19 protein-coding genes and 2 pseudogenes are annotated in these 19,996 nt (G+C 72.8%); 10 read left to right on the forward strand and 11 right to left on the reverse strand.

Annotated elements, in window-relative coordinates:
* Window positions 1-3: 3 nt before the first annotated feature.
* Both ACFQZ6_RS19065 and ACFQZ6_RS19070 read right to left on the reverse strand, forming a co-directional pair.
* On the reverse strand, window positions 4-1,668 hold the full coding sequence (locus ACFQZ6_RS19065) for a choice-of-anchor M domain-containing protein (RefSeq protein WP_381610748.1): 1,665 nt from the start codon (window positions 1,666-1,668) through the stop codon (window positions 4-6).
* Window positions 1,665-2,312, reverse strand: coding sequence for a choice-of-anchor M domain-containing protein (locus tag ACFQZ6_RS19070; protein WP_381610750.1), 648 nt, complete (start codon window positions 2,310-2,312; stop codon window positions 1,665-1,667). Before ACFQZ6_RS19070 ends, ACFQZ6_RS19065 begins: the two co-directional genes overlap by 4 nt.
* A gap of 168 nt (window positions 2,313-2,480) precedes the next feature.
* Here ACFQZ6_RS19070 and ACFQZ6_RS19075 point away from each other — a divergent pair, with 168 nt between their 5' ends.
* Entirely contained in the window at window positions 2,481-2,918 is a 438-nt protein-coding gene (locus tag ACFQZ6_RS19075) for an NfeD family protein (RefSeq protein ID WP_381610753.1), read from the forward strand.
* A 60-nt stretch (window positions 2,919-2,978) separates the two neighbouring features.
* Complete coding sequence (locus ACFQZ6_RS19080) at window positions 2,979-4,073, forward strand: SPFH domain-containing protein (protein ID WP_381610756.1); 1,095 nt, start codon at window positions 2,979-2,981, stop codon at window positions 4,071-4,073.
* 11 nt (window positions 4,074-4,084) lie between these two features.
* Here ACFQZ6_RS19080 and ACFQZ6_RS19085 read toward each other — a convergent pair whose 3' ends face one another.
* The 3 genes from ACFQZ6_RS19085 to ACFQZ6_RS19095 all read right to left on the reverse strand — a co-directional run bounded on the left by ACFQZ6_RS19085 (window position 4,085) and on the right by ACFQZ6_RS19095 (window position 7,462).
* Window positions 4,085-5,548 carry a nitronate monooxygenase gene (locus ACFQZ6_RS19085; protein ID WP_381610759.1) on the reverse strand — a complete coding sequence of 488 codons (1,464 nt, stop codon included), beginning with the start codon at window positions 5,546-5,548 and terminating at the stop codon, window positions 4,085-4,087.
* A gap of 124 nt (window positions 5,549-5,672) precedes the next feature.
* The gene (locus ACFQZ6_RS19090) at window positions 5,673-6,326 is read right to left on the reverse strand and encodes a response regulator (RefSeq protein ID WP_381610761.1); all 654 of its coding nucleotides are present in this window, start codon (window positions 6,324-6,326) and stop codon (window positions 5,673-5,675) included.
* The gene (locus ACFQZ6_RS19095) at window positions 6,323-7,462 is read right to left on the reverse strand and encodes a sensor histidine kinase (RefSeq protein WP_381610764.1); all 1,140 of its coding nucleotides are present in this window, start codon (window positions 7,460-7,462) and stop codon (window positions 6,323-6,325) included. Before ACFQZ6_RS19095 ends, ACFQZ6_RS19090 begins: the two co-directional genes overlap by 4 nt.
* A 257-nt stretch (window positions 7,463-7,719) precedes the next feature.
* On the opposite strand from ACFQZ6_RS19095, the gene ACFQZ6_RS19100 reads away from it, so the two are divergent.
* Together ACFQZ6_RS19100 and ACFQZ6_RS19105 are read left to right on the forward strand one after the other, a co-directional pair.
* Entirely contained in the window at window positions 7,720-8,331 is a 612-nt protein-coding gene (locus ACFQZ6_RS19100; protein WP_381610767.1) for a hypothetical protein, read from the forward strand.
* A 45-nt stretch (window positions 8,332-8,376) separates the two neighbouring features.
* Window positions 8,377-8,741, forward strand: a pseudogene (locus ACFQZ6_RS19105) (hypothetical protein).
* A 64-nt stretch (window positions 8,742-8,805) separates the two neighbouring features.
* Here the strand turns inward: ACFQZ6_RS19105 and ACFQZ6_RS19110 are convergent.
* Together ACFQZ6_RS19110 and ACFQZ6_RS19115 are read right to left on the reverse strand one after the other, a co-directional pair.
* A complete protein-coding gene (locus tag ACFQZ6_RS19110) occupies window positions 8,806-11,127 on the reverse strand; it encodes an ABC transporter permease (protein ID WP_381610770.1) in 2,322 nt (773 codons plus the stop codon).
* Entirely contained in the window at window positions 11,124-11,831 is a 708-nt protein-coding gene (locus ACFQZ6_RS19115) for an ABC transporter ATP-binding protein (protein ID WP_381610773.1), read from the reverse strand. Before ACFQZ6_RS19115 ends, ACFQZ6_RS19110 begins: the two co-directional genes overlap by 4 nt.
* A 139-nt stretch (window positions 11,832-11,970) precedes the next feature.
* Here ACFQZ6_RS19115 and ACFQZ6_RS19120 point away from each other — a divergent pair, with 139 nt between their 5' ends.
* The 5 genes and pseudogenes from ACFQZ6_RS19120 to ACFQZ6_RS19140 all read left to right on the forward strand — a co-directional run bounded on the left by ACFQZ6_RS19120 (window position 11,971) and on the right by ACFQZ6_RS19140 (window position 14,817).
* Window positions 11,971-12,810 (forward strand): sensor histidine kinase, encoded by an 840-nt coding sequence (locus tag ACFQZ6_RS19120; RefSeq protein WP_381610776.1) that lies wholly within the window; start codon window positions 11,971-11,973, stop codon window positions 12,808-12,810.
* On the forward strand, window positions 12,807-13,526 hold the full coding sequence (locus tag ACFQZ6_RS19125; RefSeq protein WP_381610779.1) for a response regulator: 720 nt from the start codon (window positions 12,807-12,809) through the stop codon (window positions 13,524-13,526). Before ACFQZ6_RS19120 ends, ACFQZ6_RS19125 begins: the two co-directional genes overlap by 4 nt.
* 18 nt (window positions 13,527-13,544) lie before the next feature.
* Window positions 13,545-13,874: a TfoX/Sxy family protein gene (locus ACFQZ6_RS19130; protein WP_381610782.1), complete on the forward strand. Its 330-nt coding sequence runs from the start codon at window positions 13,545-13,547 to the stop codon at window positions 13,872-13,874.
* 134 nt (window positions 13,875-14,008) lie between these two features.
* Window positions 14,009-14,116, forward strand: a pseudogene (locus ACFQZ6_RS19135) (LuxR C-terminal-related transcriptional regulator); the annotation flags it as partial.
* Window positions 14,117-14,211: 95 nt separating this feature from the next.
* The gene (locus ACFQZ6_RS19140) at window positions 14,212-14,817 is read left to right on the forward strand and encodes a dihydrofolate reductase family protein (RefSeq protein ID WP_381610785.1); all 606 of its coding nucleotides are present in this window, start codon (window positions 14,212-14,214) and stop codon (window positions 14,815-14,817) included.
* 146 nt (window positions 14,818-14,963) lie between these two features.
* On the opposite strand, the gene ACFQZ6_RS19145 is transcribed toward ACFQZ6_RS19140, so the two are convergent.
* The 4 genes from ACFQZ6_RS19145 to ACFQZ6_RS19160 all read right to left on the reverse strand — a co-directional run bounded on the left by ACFQZ6_RS19145 (window position 14,964) and on the right by ACFQZ6_RS19160 (window position 18,212).
* A complete protein-coding gene (locus ACFQZ6_RS19145) occupies window positions 14,964-15,314 on the reverse strand; it encodes a helix-turn-helix domain-containing protein (protein WP_381610788.1) in 351 nt (116 codons plus the stop codon).
* A 485-nt stretch (window positions 15,315-15,799) separates the two neighbouring features.
* Window positions 15,800-16,120, reverse strand: a complete 321-nt coding sequence (locus ACFQZ6_RS19150) for an SCO5918 family protein (protein WP_381610791.1) — start codon at window positions 16,118-16,120, stop codon at window positions 15,800-15,802.
* A 211-nt stretch (window positions 16,121-16,331) separates the two neighbouring features.
* Entirely contained in the window at window positions 16,332-17,828 is a 1,497-nt protein-coding gene (locus tag ACFQZ6_RS19155) for a DEAD/DEAH box helicase (RefSeq protein ID WP_381610794.1), read from the reverse strand.
* A gap of 180 nt (window positions 17,829-18,008) precedes the next feature.
* Window positions 18,009-18,212, reverse strand: coding sequence for a cold-shock protein (locus ACFQZ6_RS19160; RefSeq protein WP_030173817.1), 204 nt, complete (start codon window positions 18,210-18,212; stop codon window positions 18,009-18,011).
* Between the two features lie 256 nt (window positions 18,213-18,468).
* Here ACFQZ6_RS19160 and ACFQZ6_RS19165 point away from each other — a divergent pair, with 256 nt between their 5' ends.
* A complete protein-coding gene (locus ACFQZ6_RS19165; RefSeq protein ID WP_381618448.1) occupies window positions 18,469-19,887 on the forward strand; it encodes an MFS transporter in 1,419 nt (472 codons plus the stop codon).
* Window positions 19,888-19,996: the final 109 nt, after the last annotated feature.

Here is a 19,996-nt window from a genome sequence, read left to right on the forward strand (position 1 = left end):
TGCCTAGGGGCCGGTACGGCGTCGGCGGCGCACCGCGAGCACGGCCCCACCGCCCGCCAGCAGCGCCGCCCCGGCGCACCCGGCGAGCACGGCGGCACCGGCGGTGCCGGTGGTGGCCAGGGCGCCGGTGGGGGTGGTGGTGCCGGTGCCGCTGGACACCGGGGCCGAGGGGGAGGCCGTAGCCGTGGGTGAGGCCGTGTCCGTCGGGGCCGCCGTGGGACCGGCGGTCGGACCGGTGGTCGGCGTGGTGCTCGGACCCGCCGTCGGACTCGCCGTCGGAGTGGCCGTCGGCTCGGTCCCGGCCCCCGGCGCCACCGCCCCCGGATCGACGTCGTCCCCGACGACCCAGGCGACCGTCTCCGTGTCCCGTACCTTCCGGCCGTCGGCCAGCGTGGCGCTGACGGTGAAGGTGGTGCGGTAGACGCCCTCCGCGGCGAACGCCCAGTTGAAGTGGCTGTGCGTGCCGGGCTTGAGGGTGTGCGCGTCGGGCAGGCCGTCACCGCTGTTCAGCGAGACGACGGGGGCGCCCAGCGAGTCGTCGTAGAACATGGCCACGTTCCCGGGGCCCCGCACGGAGTCGAGCCGGAAGGTGATCCGGCCGTCGACGTCGCCGGTGGCGAACTCCTGGGTGTTCCAGCCGGGCCACAGCAGACCGGCCTTCTGCTGGAGGGGCAGCCACCACACCGCGTCACCCGCGGTGCCGAGGAAGTCGTAGCCGCGCGGGATCTTCCGCTTGGCGGCGGGCCGTACGTGCAGGACGACCTCGCCGGGCTCGTGCCAGGTGTGCCGGGTCTCGGTGCCCTCCTTGAACTGGAACTCCAGCCCGCCGTCCACCGGCCGGGCGGCCATGTCGACGTGTCCCTCGCCGATGACGTGCGCCGTGGTCGGTGGCGGGGAGGTCGTCGACGGTGAGGCTGAGGGTGAGGAGGGGCTGGCCGTCGGCGTGGTGGTGCCGTCGCCCGGTACGACGTCGGCCGGGTCGACGTCGTCCCCCACGACCACGGCGAGCGTCTCGGTGTCGCTGGCGCCGCCGCTGGTCACGGTGAAGGTGAGCCGGTGGACGCCCTCGGCCGTGAACAGCCAGGTGGGCAGGGCGCGTCGCTGGTCGCCGGGGAGGGTGAAGGAGCGCGGGGCGGTGTCGGTGCTGCCGAGGTGGGTCTCCGGCGGGAGGTCGGAGAAGTCCATGTCCCGGGTGTAGGTGACCAGGCCGAAGTCGCCGGGGCCCTCGTACGCCGAGAGCGTCACCTCGGTGTCGGCGCCGCCCGCGGCGGTGCCGTTCCAGCCGGGCTCGGGCGCGAACAGGTCGGCGGACTCCCAGCCGTTGAGCTGCCAGGTGTCGAGGTCGGTGGTCCCGAGGGCGAGGGCGACGGGGCTGAGCGTGGTCTGCAACGACTCCGGGACGACGTGCAGCACGACCGCCGACGGCTCGCGCACCACCGTCGTACCCCCACTGCGGTCGTCGATCTGCAACCGGAGTTCGCCGTCGACCAGCCGGGGCGTGAGGTCCAGCTCTCCCTCGTCGAGCACGACGGCGCCGCCGACGGCGCGGGCTGCCCCGCTGCCGCCGACGACCAGCCCTGCCGCGCCCAGGAGCGCCGGTACGGCGACCGCCGCGGTGACGGCGGCGGCCGTGAGGGCGCGTCTGCCGCGCGTCAGGGCGCCCGTCACGAGCTGACGACGACGGTGTACGTCGCGGTGGTGGACTTGGTGACGCCGCCCACCGTGCCGGAGACCCGGAAGGTCAGCTTGTAGGTGCCCGCCTCCTCGAAGGCCCAGTTGGCGTGGTTGTGGGTGGCCACGGCGAAGGACTTGGACTTGTAGCTGGTGGTGGCCGGGTTGCTGTCGTACCAGCGGCTGCCGCTGCCCGCGTAGACGCTGAAGTCGTCGGTGGCGGCGCCGTTGCGGGTGGCGCCGGTGAGGGCGTAGGTGACCGTGTTGTTGGCGAAGACGCCGCTGGTCAGGTGCTCGGTCGAGACGCCGGGGAAGAGCACCCCGGCGGCGTCGGCCTCGACCTCGGTGTCCGGCAGCAGCCATATCCGGGCGCCGGTGCCGAGGAACCCGTAGCCGGGGTTGGCGACCTGGGCGGCTCTGGGCACGGAGAGCGTCACGTCGGCCGGGTCGTACTCGGCGTCGGCTTCCTCGTCGTGGACGTGCAGGTGCAGGTTGGTGCCGTCCCACTCGGCGTCGAGGACGTCGACGTGGCCGCTGCTGAGCGTGGTGGCGGCGAGCGCGGGGGTGGCCGTGAGGGCGCCGACGGCGACGGCCGCGGCGACGGTGCCGGAGATGGTCAGGGTGCGGGCGAGGGTACGCAAGGTGATCCCTTCGAAGGCATGGAGGAAGGCGCGCAACGTGACGGCGCGCTGACAAGTTAATGATAGTCATTTTCAACTACGGCCCGCAATGAGGGGGTTGCGGTCCCTGTCTGCCCGGCCTCCCGAGAGGTAGCTTGGTGGGGAAGGCCCCTGAAGGAGGGCGATCAGATGCCGTGGTTCCTCTGGCTGCTCGCCGCCGCGGCGCTGGGCGTCGCGGAGTTCTTCACCCTGACCCTGTTCTTCGGACTGCTGGCGGGCGCCGCGCTGGTCGCGGCGGTGGTCGCCGGTCTGGGCGTCGGCCTGCTCGGCCAACTGCTGGCCCTCGGGGCGGCGACGGTGGCGGGGGTCCTCCTCGTCCGCCCGGTCGCGCTGCGGCAGCTCGCGGAGCAGCCCCTCGTCCGGGACGGCAGCGACGCGCTGGTCGGCAGGCGGGCCGAGGTCATGCAGGAGGTCACCGCGACCCGCGGCCTGGTCAAGCTCTCCGGCGAGGAGTGGTCAGCCCGCGCCTACGACGAGAGCCTGGTGATCCCGGTGGGAGCCCTGGTGGACGTGATGGAGATCGAGGGGGCCACGGCGATCGTCTACCCGCGCGAACTCCTGCCCTGAGCGACACGGCAACGACCGAGCGACAGCGCAACGTCTGAGCGACCCAGCAACGGAGGCACTGTGGATCCCGTCGTCATCCCCATCGTCGTGGCGGCCCTCGTGGTCGTCTTCCTCGTGGCCTCCACCGTGCGGATCGTGCCGCAGGCGCGCCGCTACAACATCGAGCGGTTCGGCCGGTACCGCCGTACGCTCCAGCCCGGTCTGAACCTGGTGCTGCCGGTGGCCGACCGCATCAACACCAAGCTCGACGTGCGCGAGCAGGTGTACTCCTCCGACCCCCGGCCGGTGATCACCGAGGACAACCTCGTGGTGAACATCGACACCGTCCTCTACTACCAGATCACCGACCCGAGGGCGGCGGCGTACGAGGTCGCCGACTACCTCCAGGCGATCGACCAGCTCACCGTGACCACGCTCCGCAACGTCATCGGCAGCATGGACCTGGAGGAGACCCTCACCTCGCGCGAGGAGATCAACTCCCGGCTGCGCGCGGTCCTCGACGACGCCACCGGCAAGTGGGGCATCCGCGTCAACCGCGTCGAGATCAAGGCCATCGACCCCCCGGCCACCATCAAGGAGGCGATGGAGAAGCAGATGCGCGCCGAGCGGGACAAGCGCGCGGCCATCCTGCACGCCGAGGGCGAGCGGCAGGCCAAGATCCTCACCGCGGAGGGCACCAAGCAGAAGGACATCCTGGAGGCACAGGGCACCCAGCAGGCGATGATCCTGCGCGCGGACGGCGAGGCGAAGGCGGTGGAGCTGGTCTTCCAGGCCGTGCACCGCAACAACGCGGACGCGAAGGTGCTGGCCTACAAGTACCTGGAGACCCTCCCGCACCTGGCGGGCAGCGACAACAACACGTTCTGGGTGATCCCGGGGGAGCTGACGGAGGCGATCCGCACGGTCACCAGCGCGTTCGGCGACCAGTCGACGACCACCGCTCCCTCACGAGAACCTGAGGAGCCGACCGCCGCGGCCCCCGGGGAGCCCCAGGTCCCGCAGCTCGACGCGGCCAGCGCGGCGGGCGCCGCCGTCTCCCTCGACGCCGCCACGGCCGCCGACGAGGCGGGGAAGCAGGCCGCCGCCGCGGTGAACGACGCCAAGGCGGAGGCCGAGGCGGCGAAGTCGGCGCAGACGCCGCGCAGGAGCCGCTGAGCGGACCGGCCTCACACGGACGCCGTCTCCGTCAACCCGGCCGACAGCCACCGCACCACCGTCTCGACGTCGTACGGCCCTCCGTCCGGCGCGATCTCGCGGAGGAAGTCCAGGTCCTGCCCGATGGTGACGACGGGCGGCTCCACCCCGCGCCGCGGCCGACGCTGGCCGAACCCGACGGCGGACATCAGCCCGTTGCACAGGCACTGCCGCCCCTCCGTCTGCTCGGCGGCCCCGCCCTTGCGGACGTACGCCGTGAGGGGTTCCGCCGGGCAGCGGTAGTCGATGTCCCCGCGCTCGGTCCGGTACGGGGTGCGCAGGTAGCCGAGGTCGCAGACGCGGGCGCGCCCCGCGCTCGTACCGGGGTCGGCGAGGGTGCCGGGCAGGTCGGCGACCTTGAAGGGGAACGAGGTCGGGGAGGCGGCCGGGTCGTTGCGGACCGTCAGCTCGCGGGCGAGTTCCCGCTCGACGACCTGCCGCCGCAGCCCTTCCGCCATGCCGGACTCCTCGCACAGCGCGAAGACGCTGCCGAGCTGCACGCCCGCCGCGCCCGCCGCCCTGGCCTCGCGGAGCCGCTCGGGCCCGCACTGGCCCCCGGCGATCCAGAACGGCAGGCCGAGCGCGGCCATCTTGGCGAGGTCGGGGGTGTCGCGGGGGCCGTAGAGGGGGTCGCCCCGCTCGTCCAGGCGCATCGGTCCGCGCGGCGGGGCGCTGTGCCCGCCCGCGAGGTGGCCCTCGACGACGAACCCGTCCGGGCGGGTCTCGTCGTCCCGGTTCAGGTAGGTGGCCAGGGCGGGCAGCGAGACGATCGCCAGGACCCGGGGTCGGCGCAGCGGGCCCGGGTCGGCGCCGCGCAGCACCGAGGCGGGGTCGAAGTCCAGCTCGAAGGGCCGGTCGTCGCCCTCCACGTCCACCCGCGCGGTGACCGGCTCGCACCGGGCGAGCCCCCGGGCGATCCTGGGTATCTGCCCGGGCACGCCCGCGCCGACCAGGACGTAGTCCACGCCCGCCAGGACGGCCCCGAACATCGCAGGTACGGTGGCCAGTTGGACCTTCTCCAGGTAGTTGACGCCGACCGGGCCGCCGTGTCCCTCCTTGGCCAGCCACACCTCGCAGAAGTTGGCGACGACGGTCAGCTCCCGGGCCGGGCACGCCGGGTCGACGGTGAGCAGGGGCGTGGCGGCGTACAGTTCCCCGGCGCCGATGCCGCCCTCGACGTAGTAGCGGGCCAGCACCGCCTCGGCCGTCTCCGGTACGGGGAAGGCGGCCAGCGCGCGCCGCAGGTGGCCGCCGGGGTCGCCGCTCTGGAGTACCCGGATCAGCAGGGTGTCGAGCGCGGTGCCGGAGACGACGCCCAACTGCCCGGTGCGCGCGACCGCTTGGGCCAGCCGCCACCCGGACACGCCCACACCCATGCCGCCCTGTATCAGCCATGGCAGGTCAGCGGTCTTCGTCGCCGTCCGGACAGTGCGCATGGATCCTCGCAAACGTCGTGCCAGGGGTCGCGGAACGCAACCTTCGGTACCGTAACTTACGGCACCGTAGGTCCGGGTGGCCACGCGGGGCGGCGGTAGGGCCGGGGGTGGGGAGTGGGGGCGTTCACAGCAGTCCGAGGTCGCGAGCGCGGAGCGCGGCCTGGGTGCGGTCGCGCAGGGCGAGGCGGCTGAGGATGCGGGAGACGTGGTTCTTGACGGTGCCCTCGCTGAGGTACAGCGTGCTGGCGATCTCCCGGTTGGTCCGGCCCCGCGCCACCAGCCGCAGGATGTCGATCTCGCGCGGGCTGAGCGCGACGCCGGTCACCGGGTCGGGCGCGGGCGGCGGCAGCGCGGCGGCGAGCCGCCCGGCCACGGACGAGTCGAGCTGGGTGACCCCGGAGTGCGCCAGCCGGATCGCCTGGGCGAGTTCGTCGGCGGGCAGGTCCTTGAGCAGATAGCCGCTGGCGCCCGCCCGCAACGCCCGTACGACGTACTCCTCGTCGTCGAAGGTGGTCAGCATCACGACCCGGCACTCCGGCGCCCGCCCGCGCAGCACGGCGACGGCCTCGACGCCGTCGAGTTCCGGCATCCGTACGTCCATCAGCACGACGTCGGGCCGCAGTTCGGGCGCCTTCGCGACGGCCTCCCGCCCGTTGGCCGCCGTACCGACGACCCGGATGCCCGGCCGGATGGAGAGCAGCGCGGCGATGCCGTCGCGGATGAGCTGCTGGTCGTCCACGATGAGCACCCGCACGACCGAGCCCGGCTCCCCGCTCACCGCTCACCACCCCCGCGCGGTACGACGACGGTGAGCCGGGTGCCCCCGCCGGGACGGCTGTCGACGTCCACGCTGCCCGCCACGAGGTGCACCCGCTCCCGCATCCCGGTCAGCCCGAACCCGGCCGTGACCTGCTGGGGTACGAAGCCGCAGCCGTCGTCGGCGACGGCGAGCCGCGCGGCCTCCTCGTCCAGCCGGACCGCCACCGACACCCGGGAGGCGCGGGCGTGCCGCAGCGCGTTGGTCAGCGCCTCCTGCGCGGCCCGGTACAGCGCGGTCAGCTCCGCGGCGCCGTAGCCGTCCTCGTCGCCGCGCACCTCGACGGTGACCCGCGGTCCCGCGCCGTCGTCGCGCGCCCACTCCGCGAGGGCCGCCGCCAGCGACGGACGGCGCTCCCCGCGCAGCGCGCGCACCGACTGCCGTACGTCGCCCAGCGCGAGCTTCACCGACCGCCTGGCCTCCGTCATCGCCCGCCCGGCGGCGTCGGGGTCCAGCTCGCGGAACTCGGCGGCGATCTCCAACTGCACGGAGATCGCGGTGAGATGGTGGCCGAGGCTGTCGTGGAGGTCCCGGGCCACCCGGTTGCGCTCGGCCGTGGCGGACAGTTCCGCGACCCGGGCGGCGTACTCCTGGAGCGCGTGCCGCGCCCGCTGCTCCCCGACGGCCACGGCGGCCATGGAGAGCGCCAGCAGCAGCCCGATGCCGAGCATCAGCAGGTCGGAGACGTACTCCATGTCGCGGTACCAGCCCGGCGCCGTGAGCAGCCAGCCGCCGAGCAGCCCGCCCACGCACAGCGCCGCCAGCACGAGGGCGACCGTCCGGCCGTACGCGAAGTAGGCGGTGAACGGCAGCAGGACGAACAGCACCTGGGCGAGCCCCGAGACGTCCAGGGCGACGACGGCCGCCGTCAGCGCGCCCTGCGCGACCAGCGGCGGCACCCAGGGAGCCGGTGTTCGCCGCCCGGCGACCTCCACGGCGAACAGCGCCACGAGCCCGGCGACGAAGCCAGCGGTGCGCCAGGACGCGAGCGGGGCCCCGTCACCGAGCCCGGCGCCCAGGTAGTACAGCCCACCGAGGAGGACCGCGCCGTACAGCAGCGGCGAGACCCACGGCACCGGCACGTACGCCGCCCCCATGCGCACCCCCCACCCGCCCGAAGTCCCGTTGCCGCCCAGGCTAGGCGGGCCCTGTGGACGGGTCGACACGGTCGCTGGAATTCGGTGCGCACCCGGGCCGACGGTGGCCACCCGGCACATGCCGAACGGCACACCCGCCCCCCGCGAGGACCGTGACCACCGCCCCCGGGTCTCCCCTTCCCACACCTCCCGGCGCGACCGCACGCCTCCCTACCGTGCACCTACTCAACGCACCCCCTCAACCAACCGGAGTGCCCATGTCCACATCCCTCGGCACCGCCCCGCCCCCGGTCTCCGCCCGCCTCACCCGCCTGGGCGCCCTCTGCGGGACGCTGTCCGGCCTGCTGATCGGGCTGCCCGCGCTGGTGGAGGCGTTCACCGGCGAGACGGCGCCGACCAGCGTGCTGCTGGCCCTCTCCCCGGCGTTCGCGCTGCCCTTCCTCACCGCGCTCCACCTGCACCAGGGCCCCGCGACGGGCCGCTTCGGCGAGACCGCCTACGTGGTGAACCTGATCGGCGTGGGCCTGTTCGGCGGCGCGGCGTTCACGGCGAACCTGGTCCTGTTCTTCCTGGACGACGACACCATCGAGGCGGAGCTGACCGGCCCGACGGTCCCCGCGCTCCTCGGCTCGGCGGTCGTCTTCGCGGTGGGCTGCGCCCTGTTCGGCGCGGCGACGATCCGCGCCCGCCGGGTGCCGAGGCTCCCGGCCTGGGGGTACGCCGTCGTCCTGCCGGTGTTCGCGTTCCTGACGGCCCTGCCGGAGTCCCTGCTCACCAGCCTCCTGCACCTGGCCGTCGGCACGACCCTGGTGTGGCTGTCGGCGGCGCTGTGGGGGACGGTCGCGGGCCCGCCACAGCGGTCACGTTAGGGGAGACCGGGGCAGCGGGGCGGGCGCCGAATAGGATGTGCACTCATGTCGAACCCCGATGAGTTGCTCGTCGCCATCTCCGCCGCGGTGGAATCCGAGCGAAGCAATCAGATGTCGCTGACCGTGGTCGTCGGCGGCGCCGTCATCACCGGCCGACTGGCTCCCGAGGCGGTGTGGCGGGAGCGGGTGGCGGAGGTCCTGAAGGACTCCGACCGACTCGGCCCGTTCTCCGACGTCTTCGCCAGCGGCACCCAGGCCCCCGCCCCGAGAAGCCCACCCACCTCCACTTCCACCTCGCCCGCATCCTCCAGGGCAGCCTCGGCATCCCCGAGACGGGCGGCATGTACCGCGTGGCCATCGAGGACGTCAGCGCCTGGACGGTGGGCGACTTCAGCTACATCGACCACTGACCCGACCCGACGGACGCACACCGACTCCACCTGCCCCGAGGCCCGTGGCCCGGGTCTCGGGGCCTCACTCGCTGTGCAGCACCTGGGCCACCGTGAGCCGGGCCGCGCGGCGGGCCGGGATGAAGGTGCCGAGGAGGGCTATCGCCAGGCCGGTCAGGGCCACGGCGGTGAGGGTGGGGAGGTGCCAGACGTCGGTCATGTACCGGGGGAGGTCGATGTCCACGGCGTCGGCCATCGCGGGGACGACCAGGTGGTGGGCGGCCATGCCCAGGGGGACGCCGACGACGGAGCCGGTCGCGCCGAGGACCGCCATCGACGTCATCGTCATCACGGTGACCTGACCGGGCGTCATGCCGATGGACTTGAACATGCCCAGGTCCCGGCGCCGGTCGTGGGTGTTGAGGACCGCCGTGTGGAAGACGCCGAGCGCGGCGACCACGGTGAGCAGCAGGGTGAGCGCGGTGGCGGAGCCGACGATCGTCTGGGTCACGGTGTTCGCGCCGTTCGGCGTCGGGCTGATGCCGGGATCGGCGGCCCTCGCGGCGCGGGCGTACGCCACCGGGTCGGCGCCGTCGCGGAGCCTGACGTGGTACGCGATGGGCTCCTCCTTGGGCGCGAGCCTGGTCAGGGTCGACCAGTCGGTCGCGACGCGCTCGGCGTTGCTGTCCATGAACGTGCCGACGACGGTCACCGTCACCCGCCGGTCCCCCTTCTCCAGCCGTACGCGGTCACCGACGCGCAGCCCCTGCTGGCGCAGGAACGCGGAGGACGCGACGACCTCGCCCGTGCGGCGCGTCCAGCGGCCCTCGGTGAGGACGCCGTCCAACTGGGGCGCGTCCCCGCGGCGACCCTCGAACCACACCTTCTGGCCGGTGCCCGCCAGCCGCACCTCGGCGTCCGCCCGCGCCGTCACCCCGCGCGCGCCGGGCAGGGCGCGGAGCAGCGCCTGGAGCTCCCGGTCGGAGTGCTCGGGCCGGACCTCCCTGCCGTCCTGGTACCGGCCCGCGTACACCGTGACCTGGTAGGCGTCCCGGCCCGCCTCACCGAACCTGGTCATCGTCGTGGCCAGCCCGGTCGCGAACGTCACCGTGGTCACCCCCAGCACCACGGCGGCCAGCGTCAGCGCACTGCGCCCCGGCCGCGCGAACGGCAGCCCCACCCCCAGGCTCACCGCCCGCGGCAACCCGCTGCCCGCCAACCGGCGCTGCACACCCAGCGCCCGGCCCGCGCGCGGCGCGCTCCCGGCGCCCCCCGCGCTGATCGCCCGCGCCGCGGAGAGCCGGTGGGCCCGCACCCCCGGCGCCAGCGCCGCGAGCACGCAGACGACCGGCATCCCCAGCAGCGCGACCACGTTCACCCACGCCGCGATGCCGACGCTGCCGTGGAACACCCCCGCCTCCGGCCCCGTGAACACGAAGTCGAAGAAGAACTTCGCCACCACGTTGCCGATCACCGCCCCCAGCGCACAGCCCAGCAGCGCCGGAACGCAGATCATCGTCAGGTACACGGCGAGCACCTGTCCCGGGGTGAACCCGAGCGCCTTGAGCACCCCGATGTGCCGGAACCCGGAGATGACGGAGCCGCTGACCACGTTGGCGACGATGAGCACCGCCACGACGACGCCCAGCACCCCGAAGGCCAGCAGGTACGGCGCGTACGCCCGCGCCGACCCGCCGATCTGGTCCTTCAGGGCGAGGTACGACCGCGAGCCGGTCAGCGCGTCCCCCGGCAGTTCCTCGGTCACGGCGGCCAACTGGGCGCGCAGCCGCCCGTCCGACGCCGCGTCCTCGAAACGGAACAGCATCTGCGTGGCCGTAGGGCGCAGCGCCGTGATCTGGGCGGGCGCGACCCACGCGTCCGCCGTACGGCTGAGGTCGAAGCCGAACCCGACGATCGTGAGGTCGGGACCGGACGGCACCTCGATCCGCTTGGCCAGGTCGTCGGCGGTCCAGTCCGACCGCCGGTTGACGACGACCTCGCCCGGCCGGGTGGCCCAGCGCCCGGCCCACAGGTCCACCCGGCCGACCGGCCCACCGGGACCGGGACGCCCCACGACGGTGAGGTTGCCGCCGAGCCCGAAGTCCGCCGCCTCCCGCGGCAGTTCGACCGTCGCCTGCCGGAACGGCCCGGCGGCGTCCGCGACCCCCGGCCCCCGGGCCGCCCGCGCCAGCCGCGCGTCCGAGACCCGGCCCGGGTCGAACACGGCGACGACGTGCGGCCCGCGCTGCTCCGCGAACGCCTTGTCGAACGGCGCGGACGCGGCGTCGAGCAGGCCGAGCGCCAGCACCATCGCCACGGTGGAGACCAGGGTGACCAGCCCGATGACCAGCGTCTGGAGCCTGCGCCGCCGCACCGCCGCGCGCGCCGCCCGCCACACCGCCCTCATACGGCGGGCTCCAGGGTGTGCTCGCCGGACACCCTGCCGTCCGCGAGCAGGACGAGCCGACTCGCGCAGCGCCGCGCGAGACGTTCGTCGTGCGTGACCAGGACCAGCGTCTGGCCGATCTGGTTGAGGTCGAGCAGCAGGTCCATGACCTGCTCGCCGGTACGGCTGTCCAGCGCGCCGGTCGGCTCGTCCGCCAGCAGCAGCGCGGGCCGGTTCATCAACGCCCGCGCCACGGCGACGCGTTGCCGCTCGCCCCCGCTGAGCACCGCCGGGTAGGCGCGGGCCCGGTCGGCGATCTCCAGCTCCTCGAACAGTTCGAGCGCGCGCCGCCGGGCCTGCCGCGCGGGCGTGCCGGTGAGCTGCCCGGCGAGGGCGACGTTGTCGAGCGCCGACAGGTCGTCGATGAGGTTGAAGAACTGGAAGACCATGCCGATGTGACGCCGCCGGTACAGGGCGAGCCCCTTCTCCCCCAGTTCCCCCACGTTCTCCCCGCGGACGACGACCGTCCCCGCCGTCGGCCGGTCCAGACCGGCGACCATGTTGAGCAGCGTGGACTTCCCGCACCCCGAGGGCCCCATCACGGCGACCGCCTCCCCCGCCCTGATCTCCAGGGAGACCCCGTCCAACGCGGTCGTCTCCCCGTACTCCTTGCGCACGCCGTCGAGTCGTACGACGACCTCTCCCCTGCTGTCCTCCGTGACCATGCCCAGGACGCTACGGCGGCGGGCGCCCGCGGACATCCGCCCCCGGATGGCACCTGGGCGGCCCCCTCATCCCACGGATGCAGGACCCTGGACCCCCAGACGGATGCGGACGCGGGGACGGGTCTGCGACAGTGCACCCGTGGGGGACGACGTACCGATGACCGTGGTGGCGCTCGTGGTGGCGTGCGCGGCCGTCGTGTGCCTGGTCGTGGCACTGGTGCGGACGCGGCGCCGCTGGCAGGCGGCGGTGGGGGAGCGCGGCTGGCTCGTGGAGCGGGAACGGGAGAGCGCCGCGCGGGCCGCGGTCGTCGCCGAACGCGACCGCATCGCCCGCGAGCTGCACGACATCGTCAGCCACAACGTGAGCCTGATGGTCGTCCAGGCCAGCGCCGCCCGCGAGGTGATGGGCACCCTGCCGGACGAGGCCGCGACCGCCCTGCGTGCCGTGGAGGACGCGGGCCGGGGCGCGATGACCGACCTACGGCACCTGCTGGGCGTGCTGGCCCCGTCCCCGACCGGCGAGGACACCGAGTCGGGGGACACCGGCGGCGCCGCGCCCGTGGCGGAACCGCAGCCCGGCCTGGACCGCCTCAGCCCCCTGGTGGACCGCGTGTCCTTCGCCGGACTGCCCGTCGAGGTGCGGGTCCTGGGCGAACCGCGCCCGCTGCCCCGGGGGATCGAGGTGACCGCGTACCGCGTCGTCCAGGAGGCCCTGACCAACGCCCTCAAGCACGGCGACGGCGACACCAGGGCGGAGGTGACCGTCCGCTACGCCGACACCCGCCTCCGGGTGGAGATCCTCACCACCGGCCCCAGCGTCCTCACCGGCACCCCGGCCCGCCCGACCGCCCTGGGAACCGGCCGCGGCCTGCCGGGCCTCCGCGAACGGGTCGCGCTCTACGGCGGCGACCTGGACGCCCGCCGCCGCCTGGGCGGCGGATACCGGGTCCGCGCCCGCATCCCCTTGGACCGCGCATGACGACTCTCGGGACCCCTCATGACGACTCTCGTGGCCCCCTCGTGACGACGGCGGCGGCGGCTCCCCGCGTCCTCATCGCCGACGACCAGACCCTGATCAGGACCGGCTTCCGGCTGATCCTCACCGCACGCGGCATCGACGTCGTGGGCGAGGCGGCCGACGGCGCGGAGGCGGTGGCGGAGGCCCGCAGGCTCCGCCCGGACGTCGTCCTGATGGACATCCGGATGCCGACCATGGACGGCCTGGAGGCGACCCGCCGCATCCTGGACGACGCCCCGGACTGCCGCGTCCTCATGCTGACCACCTTCGACCTGGACCAGTACGTGTACCGGGCCCTGTCCCTCGGAGCCAGCGGCTTCCTCCTCAAGGACGTCACCCCGCAGCACCTCGCGGCGGCGGTACGGCTGGTCGGCACCGGCGACGCCCTGCTCGCCCCGTCGATCACCCGCCGCCTGGTGGAACGCTTCGCGGTGCCGGACACCGACCAGCAGCCCACCCCCGAGCGCCTCTCGGCCCTCACCCCCCGCGAACGGGAGGTCCTGACCCTCCTCGGCAAGGGCCTCTCCAACACGGAACTCGCGACCGAGCTGACCCTGAGCGAGGCGACGGTGAAGTCCCACGTGGCCCGCATCTTCGCCAAGCTCACCCTCCGCGACCGGGCCCAGGCGGTAGTCGTCGCCTACGAGACGGGACTGGTCACGCCGGGCCACCCCTGAAACGGAAGGAACACGACCATGGCGTTCGACGAGGGCCTCGCGGAACGCGTCCGCACCCGGCTGGCCGGGGACCCCGGCATCACGGAGAAGCGGATGTTCGGCGGCCTCGCGTTCCTGTACGAGGGCAACCTCGCGGTCTGCGTGACCGGCGACGAACTGCTGGTCAGGGTGGGCCCCACCGCCACCGAAACCGCCCTCTCGCACCCCGGCACCCGCCTCTTCGACATGACCGGCCGCCCTATGCGCGGCTGGATCGTCGTCTCCGCACCCGCCCTGTCGGAGGACGAGGCCCTGACCGCCTGGATCAACCAGGGCCACACCTTCGCGTCGACCTTGCCACCCAAGTAGCCCTCCGCCACCGGGTCAGGACACGTCGCGGCGCGCGCTCGTCGTGACGGCGAGTGTCGCGAACGCGAGGGTGCAGGCGGCGAGGACGGCGCCGCCGCCCCAGCGGGGCAGCAGACGAGGCCCTCGACCAGAACGGACTGTCCAACGACGAGATCGCCGCCCGCCTCGTCCTCAGCCCCGCCACCGTCAAGACCCACGTCAACCGAGCCATGGTCAAGGTCGCCGCCCGCGACCGCGCGCGAGGCAGGCCGTCAGGTCGGTGGATCGTGACCGATGAGTTCGCGGCTCCCGCCCGGTCCACACTCATGACACCGACACGCGAGAGAAGGACACCACCATGTCGGAGCTTCTCGTCGACTTCATCACCTCCCTCGACGGCTACGCGTCGGGAGAGGGCTGGCCCGGCTTCTGGGGCCTCGAAGGCCCGGAGTACCTCGCATGGCTCGGAGAGCAGCCCAAGGCCACGTACCTGATGGGAGCGAACACCTACCGCCTGATGTCGGGCTTCGCCGCGGGCGAGGTCCCCGCTGGCCAGGACGACTTCAGGCCCGAGGAAGAGGCGTCCCTCGACGAACTCACGCAAGCGCCCAAGGTGGTGTTCTCCTCCACCCTCAAGGACCCCCTGGCGTGGGCCAACTGCACACTCGTCCGCGACGACGCCGTAGAAGCGGTCCGCGCGATGAAGTCGGGCGGCTCGGGGCTCCTCAGCACGATCGGCAGCCTCAGCCTGTCCCGGTCCCTGCTGCGAGCTGGCCTCGTCGACCGCTTCCGGGTCGTGATGTTCCCGGTGATCACCGGCGTCACGGGCGAGGAACGCGTCTACGACGGCTATCCGGATGTCGCCCTCGACATGACCGACCACCGCACCTTCGACGGCCGCATCCAGCTCGTCGAGTACAAGCCCCGCGTACTCGACCACCCCCCGCTCGGCACCCCTGCCTGACGCCACCGTCCTGCCGTGCGCGGGTGCTCGATCGCACGGGTCGCTTGGCTTCCGGAAGGGTGCGTCTCCGGGCGAGGGCGGCTTCGGTTCGGCAGCAGGGGACCTGGGGCTTTCCGCGCCGCGCTCTCCGGCACGCGCCCGCGTGTTCAGGCGGAGCTGGAGCCCGCGCGTTCCGCCGCTTCGGCGGCGGCGCGGCGGTACTCGGCGTTGATGCGCTGCGCTTCCTCAAGCTGGTCCTCAAGGATGACGATGCGGCACGCGGCCTCGATCGGAGTCCCCTTGTCGACGAGCTCCCGGGCGCGCGCGGCGATCCGCAGTTGGTAGCGGGAGTACCGGCGATGCCCTCCCTCCGAGCGGAGCGGAGTGATCAGTCGAGCCTCACCGATGGCGCGGAGGAAGGCCGGGGTGGTGCCGAGCATCTCGGCTGCCCGGCCCATCGAGTAGGCGGGGTAGTCGTCGTCGTCCAGACGATCATTCAGGGGGTTGTCCGATGTCATGTCACCTCGCTGTGCAACGCGTCGAGGGGCCCTGGCGCCGTACGGCACCAGGGCCCCGAAGGAAATTGAACACCATCTGTCGGCCCTACTGCTGTGCCGACCTTCTGTTTCCGCTACCCGGCCCGGCAGAGGGGGGTGCGGGGGGATCGAAACTGCTTGACCGGGGACCACCATCCATTCTGGGGTCTTGCGGTACCCGGGCCGAGTGCCCCTCGGGCCGGGCGATCCTGATGGCGTCTACTCCTCCGTTTCTCCCAGTGCGGCTCGCGGCCCCGTCACCGTTCTGGTAACGCTCGGGCTTCGAGGCTCTGAGCCGCACTGACCTGCGTACTTCGTGTTCAGGCACCCGCCAGTTCGTGTCTGGCGGATCTCGTGGACCGTGTCTACGAGAAAAAGCATACCCACGGAATGAGTGAAAATCTACTCCGGCAAGGAGAGGTTTCACTCTTCCGGTGGAGGAGAAACCCTGTGCCGTCCGCCCGTCCTCACACGGTCGTGGCGTCGGCGCCTCCGACCAGTGCGGACGCGGTGGGGAGCAGAGCGGGTTCGCCCTCGCCCACGGGCGCTTCCGCGGGGCGGTCGTGGCAGGTGAAGCCGAGACGCGTCATGGCCCGCACGACTTCGCCAGCGGTGAAGTCACGGGGGTCCTGTCGCGTGATGACCTGGCCGACCTGCTTGACCGGGTAGCGACGGCGGCCGATGGTCACGGACTCACCCGTGACGAGTTCGGGCTTGATGCCCTTCATCGAGTCCAGCACCCCGACCTTGGTCAGGTCGAACGGGTAGCGGGCGATGACACAGCGCATGATGCCTCACAGGGGAGAAGTCGGGGGAGGAGCCGGGGGAGGAGTCGCGGAAGAAGTCGGGGAGAAGGGGGACGGGCCACCCGGAGCAGGACGGATCAGCACGAGAGGGCGGGTGTGCGCGGGCACGCCTGGAACCCGGCCGTGCGCACCGACCCGAGCCGAGGGGCCGCGCGGGCCGCGCGGGCCGCGCGGGCCGCGCGGGCCGCGCGGGCTAGGCAGCCGAGTTGTTGCCGGACCGCCGCGGCTGTGCCCTGCGGCGCGCCCGCGAGCCGCCGGGCCTGCCCTGACCGGTGCGGCCCTGGCGGTCCCGGGACGGCGAAGACGCGCGCCGGGGGCGTTCCACGACCGGCGCGGTGATGACCACGGGGATGCCGGAGGGCGCCTGGGCGCCGGTGATGCGGCTCAACTCCGCCTCGCCGGAGCGGACCGGGGTGACGCGCGGGCTGATGCCGGCCAGGGCCATCAGCCGGGTCACGTCGCGGCGTTGGCCGGGCGTCACCAGGGTGACGACGCTGCCGGACTCCCCGGCACGGGCCGTACGGCCGCCACGGTGGAGATAGTCCTTGTGGTCGGTGGGCGGGTCCACGTTGACGACCAGGTCGAGGCTGTCGACGTGGATGCCGCGGGCCGCGACGTTGGTGGCCACCAGGACGTTGACGTGACCGTCCTTGAACTGTGCGAGGGTGCGGGTGCGTTGCGGCTGGGACCGGCCGCCGTGCAGGGCGGCGGCGCGCACACCGCTCTTCAGCAGGTGCTTCGTCAGCCGGTCCACGGCGTGCTTGGTGTCCAGGAACATGATGACCCGGCCGTCCCGGGCCGCGATCTCGGTGGTCGTGCGGTGCTTGTCCGTGTCGTGCACGTGGAGTACGTGGTGTTCCATCGTGGTGACGGCACCGGCCGACGGGTCGACGGAGTGCACCACCGGGTCGGTCAGGTAGCGGCGGACCAGCAGGTCGACGTTGCGGTCCAGGGTGGCCGAGAACAACAGCCGCTGACCCTCGGGGCGCACCTGGTCGAGCAGGGCGGTGACCTGGGGCATGAACCCCATGTCGGTCATCTGGTCGGCCTCGTCGAGAACCGTGACGTCGACGTCGGCGAGTCGGCAGTCGCCCCGCTCGATGAGGTCCTTGAGGCGACCGGGCGTCGCGACGACCACCTCCGCACCGGCCCGCAGCGCACCGGCCTGCCGTCCGATGGACATGCCACCGACGACGGTGGCGAGCCTGAGGCTCACGGAGCGGGCGTAGGGGGCGAGCGCGTCGGTGACCTGCTGGGCCAGCTCACGGGTGGGTACGAGGACCAGGGCCAGCGGCTGACGCGGCTCGGCTCGCCGTCCCGCCGTACGGGCCAGCACCGCGAGGCCGAAGGCGAGGGTCTTGCCCGACCCGGTACGGCCGCGACCGAGTACGTCACGGCCAGCCAGGGAGTTGGGCAGGGTCGCCGCCTGGATCGGGAACGGCGTCGTCACGCCCTCATGGCCGAGCGTGGCCAGCAGCGGAGCGGGCATGGCGAGATCGGCGAACGACTCGACAGCGGGCAACGCGGGCGTGACCGTCTTCGGCAGGGCGAACTCGCCCCGCACCGGCTGCCGCTTTCCGGCACCGCCGGATTGGCGCGGAACGCCGGAGCGGTCGAATGTGCGATTGGTTCGTGCGCGATTGGTGCTTGTGCGATTGGTTCGTGCGCGATGGGTACCTGTGCGGTTCATGCGGAACCTTCCTCGATGCGGGCACGTATCAAGGGATTCCGCAGCAGAATGAGCGGCGCGGAGAATCGCGAGAACGAGCCGGGAAACGACAGGGGTGAATCACCCTGGGAACGAAGCGAGCTGGGGCCCGCACCCCAAGGTGCGGGCCCCAGCTACGAAGTACGCGTCAGTGCTGGTGCGTCAGGCGGGAACGATGTTCTCGGCCGTCAGGCCCTTCTGGCCCTGCGCGATGTCGAACGACACCTTCTGGCCCTCCAGCAGCTCGCGGAAGCCCTGGGCGGCGATGTTCGAGTAGTGGGCGAAGACGTCGGCGCCGCCGCCGTCCTGCTCGATGAAGCCGAAGCCCTTTTCCGCGTTGAACCACTTCACAGTGCCCGTAGCCATTGTTTTCTCCTCCGGAGGCGGTGTACGGGAATGCGCCGTGTGCGCATTCCGTGTCGCCGTGATGATCAGCCGTCGGAAAAACCTTCTGGCAACCACACCCGCAACTGTCATCGACAGTAGCACGGTACGGTCACCCTCGCGTGATGGGCGATTGCGCTCCGCTGCCCAGCGGAGGAATACTCGTCGCACGCCGAACCTATTTCTTATTCCACGAGCACAGATATTGCTCTCCGCCGACGCGGCTCCTGATCACACCCTGACCCTTGCGCTTCATACCTGGGTCCTCGCCGCGGCCCAGTTCATGGTCATCATGGACACGTCGATCATCGGGGTGGCCCTGCCCGAGATGCAGAGAGATCTGGGCTTCTCGCCGGGGGACCTGCAATGGGTCTTCAACGCCTACGTCATCGCGTTCGGCGGTCTGCTGCTGCTCGGGGGTCGGCTGTCGGACCTGCTCGGCGCCCGCAGGGTGTTCACGGCCGGGTGGACGGTGCTGATCGCGGGTTCGGTCGTCGCGGCCGCCGCGCAGACCGCCTGGGTGGAAGTGCTCGGCCGCGCCGTCCAGGGCGTGGGTGGCGCGCTCATCGCCCCGTCCGCCATGACCCTGCTGATGATCCTCTTCGCGCACGACCCGAAGGAGCTCGGCAAGGCCATGGCCCTGTACGGCGCCGCGGCCCCCGCGGGCGGCACGGCGGGCGTCTTCCTCGGTGGCGTGTTCACCGAGTGGCTCAGTTGGCCCTGGGTCTTCATCGTCTACGTCCCCATCGGCCTCGCCACCCTCGCGGCCACCGGTCTGCTCCCGGCGGTGGCCCCCCGGCGCGGCGGCGTCGACGTCCTCGGGGCCGCGACCGTCACCGCCGGACTGGCGCTGGCCGTCTTCGCCGTCGTACGAGCGCCGCAGGCCGGGTGGGGTGCGGCGCAGACCCTGCTCGAACTCGGCGGGGCGGCGGCGCTGCTGGCCCTGTTCCTGGTGATCCAGAGGACCGGGCGCGAACCGCTGATGCCGCTGGGCGTCTGGCGGGTGCCGCGGCTGGGCTCGGCCAACCTGGCGATGACGCTGCTGGGCGCCGCGTGGATCCCGATGTGGTACTTCCTCAACCTCTATCTCCAGCAGGTCCTCGGGTACGGGGCGTTCGCCTCGGGCGCCGCGCTGCTGCCGATGACCGGTCTGCTGATGGTCTTCATGACCGCGGTCACGGCACGCCTGCTGGGCCGCTTCGGCGCCAAGCCACTGATCGGCGGCGGCCTGCTCGTCCTCGCGGCTGGTCTGCTGTGGCTGTCGGCCGTGGAGCCGACCGGCACCTTCGCCGTGGACGTGCTGCCCGCCTCGCTGGTCGCCGCGCTCGGCATGTCGCTGGCCTACATTCCGGTGATGATGGCGGCTCTGTCCGGTGCCCCGCAGGAGCAGGCCGGGCTGGCCTCCGGCATCGTCAACACGACCTACCAGGTGGGTTCCGCCCTGGGGCTGGCCGCCCTCACCGCCCTGGCCACGACCCAGGGGGCCGACCGACTGGGTGACCTGCCCGCGCTCACGGACGGCTTCAGCGCGGCGTTCCTCGGCGCCGCGATCGTCGCGGCGGTCGGCGGGATCGTCACGCTCCTCGCCATGCGGGGCGAGACGCCCGCCGCGACCGAACAGCCGCGCACGGCGGTGAGTGACCAGGTCGGCGTCTGAGACCGGAGAATCCCGGACGGGTCCGTCGTCCCCCGGGGACGGCGGACGCCGTCATCACTGTGGAAGGGACGACTGGGGAAGGGACGATCCAATCACCCGTGTGACGGCC

The sequence above is a fragment of the Streptomyces flavalbus genome (assembly GCF_042674625.1).
Classification (GTDB): domain Bacteria; phylum Actinomycetota; class Actinomycetes; order Streptomycetales; family Streptomycetaceae; genus Streptomyces; species Streptomyces flavalbus.

Coding starts and splice junctions, on each gene's coding strand:
- ACFQZ6_RS19130 (WP_381610782.1), top strand. CDS start 13,545: ATGGCGTTCGACGAGGGCCTCGCGGAACGCGTCCGCACCCGGCTGGCC.
- ACFQZ6_RS19140 (WP_381610785.1), top strand. CDS start 14,212: ATGTCGGAGCTTCTCGTCGACTTCATCACCTCCCTCGACGGCTACGCG.
- ACFQZ6_RS19145 (WP_381610788.1), bottom strand. CDS start 15,314: ATGACATCGGACAACCCCCTGAATGATCGTCTGGACGACGACGACTAC.
- ACFQZ6_RS19110 (WP_381610770.1), bottom strand. CDS start 11,127: ATGAGGGCGGTGTGGCGGGCGGCGCGCGCGGCGGTGCGGCGGCGCAGG.
- ACFQZ6_RS19075 (WP_381610753.1), top strand. CDS start 2,481: ATGCCGTGGTTCCTCTGGCTGCTCGCCGCCGCGGCGCTGGGCGTCGCG.
- ACFQZ6_RS19100 (WP_381610767.1), top strand. CDS start 7,720: ATGTCCACATCCCTCGGCACCGCCCCGCCCCCGGTCTCCGCCCGCCTC.
- ACFQZ6_RS19150 (WP_381610791.1), bottom strand. CDS start 16,120: ATGCGCTGTGTCATCGCCCGCTACCCGTTCGACCTGACCAAGGTCGGG.
- ACFQZ6_RS19095 (WP_381610764.1), bottom strand. CDS start 7,462: ATGGGGGCGGCGTACGTGCCGGTGCCGTGGGTCTCGCCGCTGCTGTAC.
- ACFQZ6_RS19115 (WP_381610773.1), bottom strand. CDS start 11,831: ATGGTCACGGAGGACAGCAGGGGAGAGGTCGTCGTACGACTCGACGGC.
- ACFQZ6_RS19085 (WP_381610759.1), bottom strand. CDS start 5,548: ATGCGCACTGTCCGGACGGCGACGAAGACCGCTGACCTGCCATGGCTG.
- ACFQZ6_RS19160 (WP_030173817.1), bottom strand. CDS start 18,212: ATGGCTACGGGCACTGTGAAGTGGTTCAACGCGGAAAAGGGCTTCGGC.
- ACFQZ6_RS19155 (WP_381610794.1), bottom strand. CDS start 17,828: ATGAACCGCACAGGTACCCATCGCGCACGAACCAATCGCACAAGCACC.
- ACFQZ6_RS19125 (WP_381610779.1), top strand. CDS start 12,807: ATGACGACTCTCGGGACCCCTCATGACGACTCTCGTGGCCCCCTCGTG.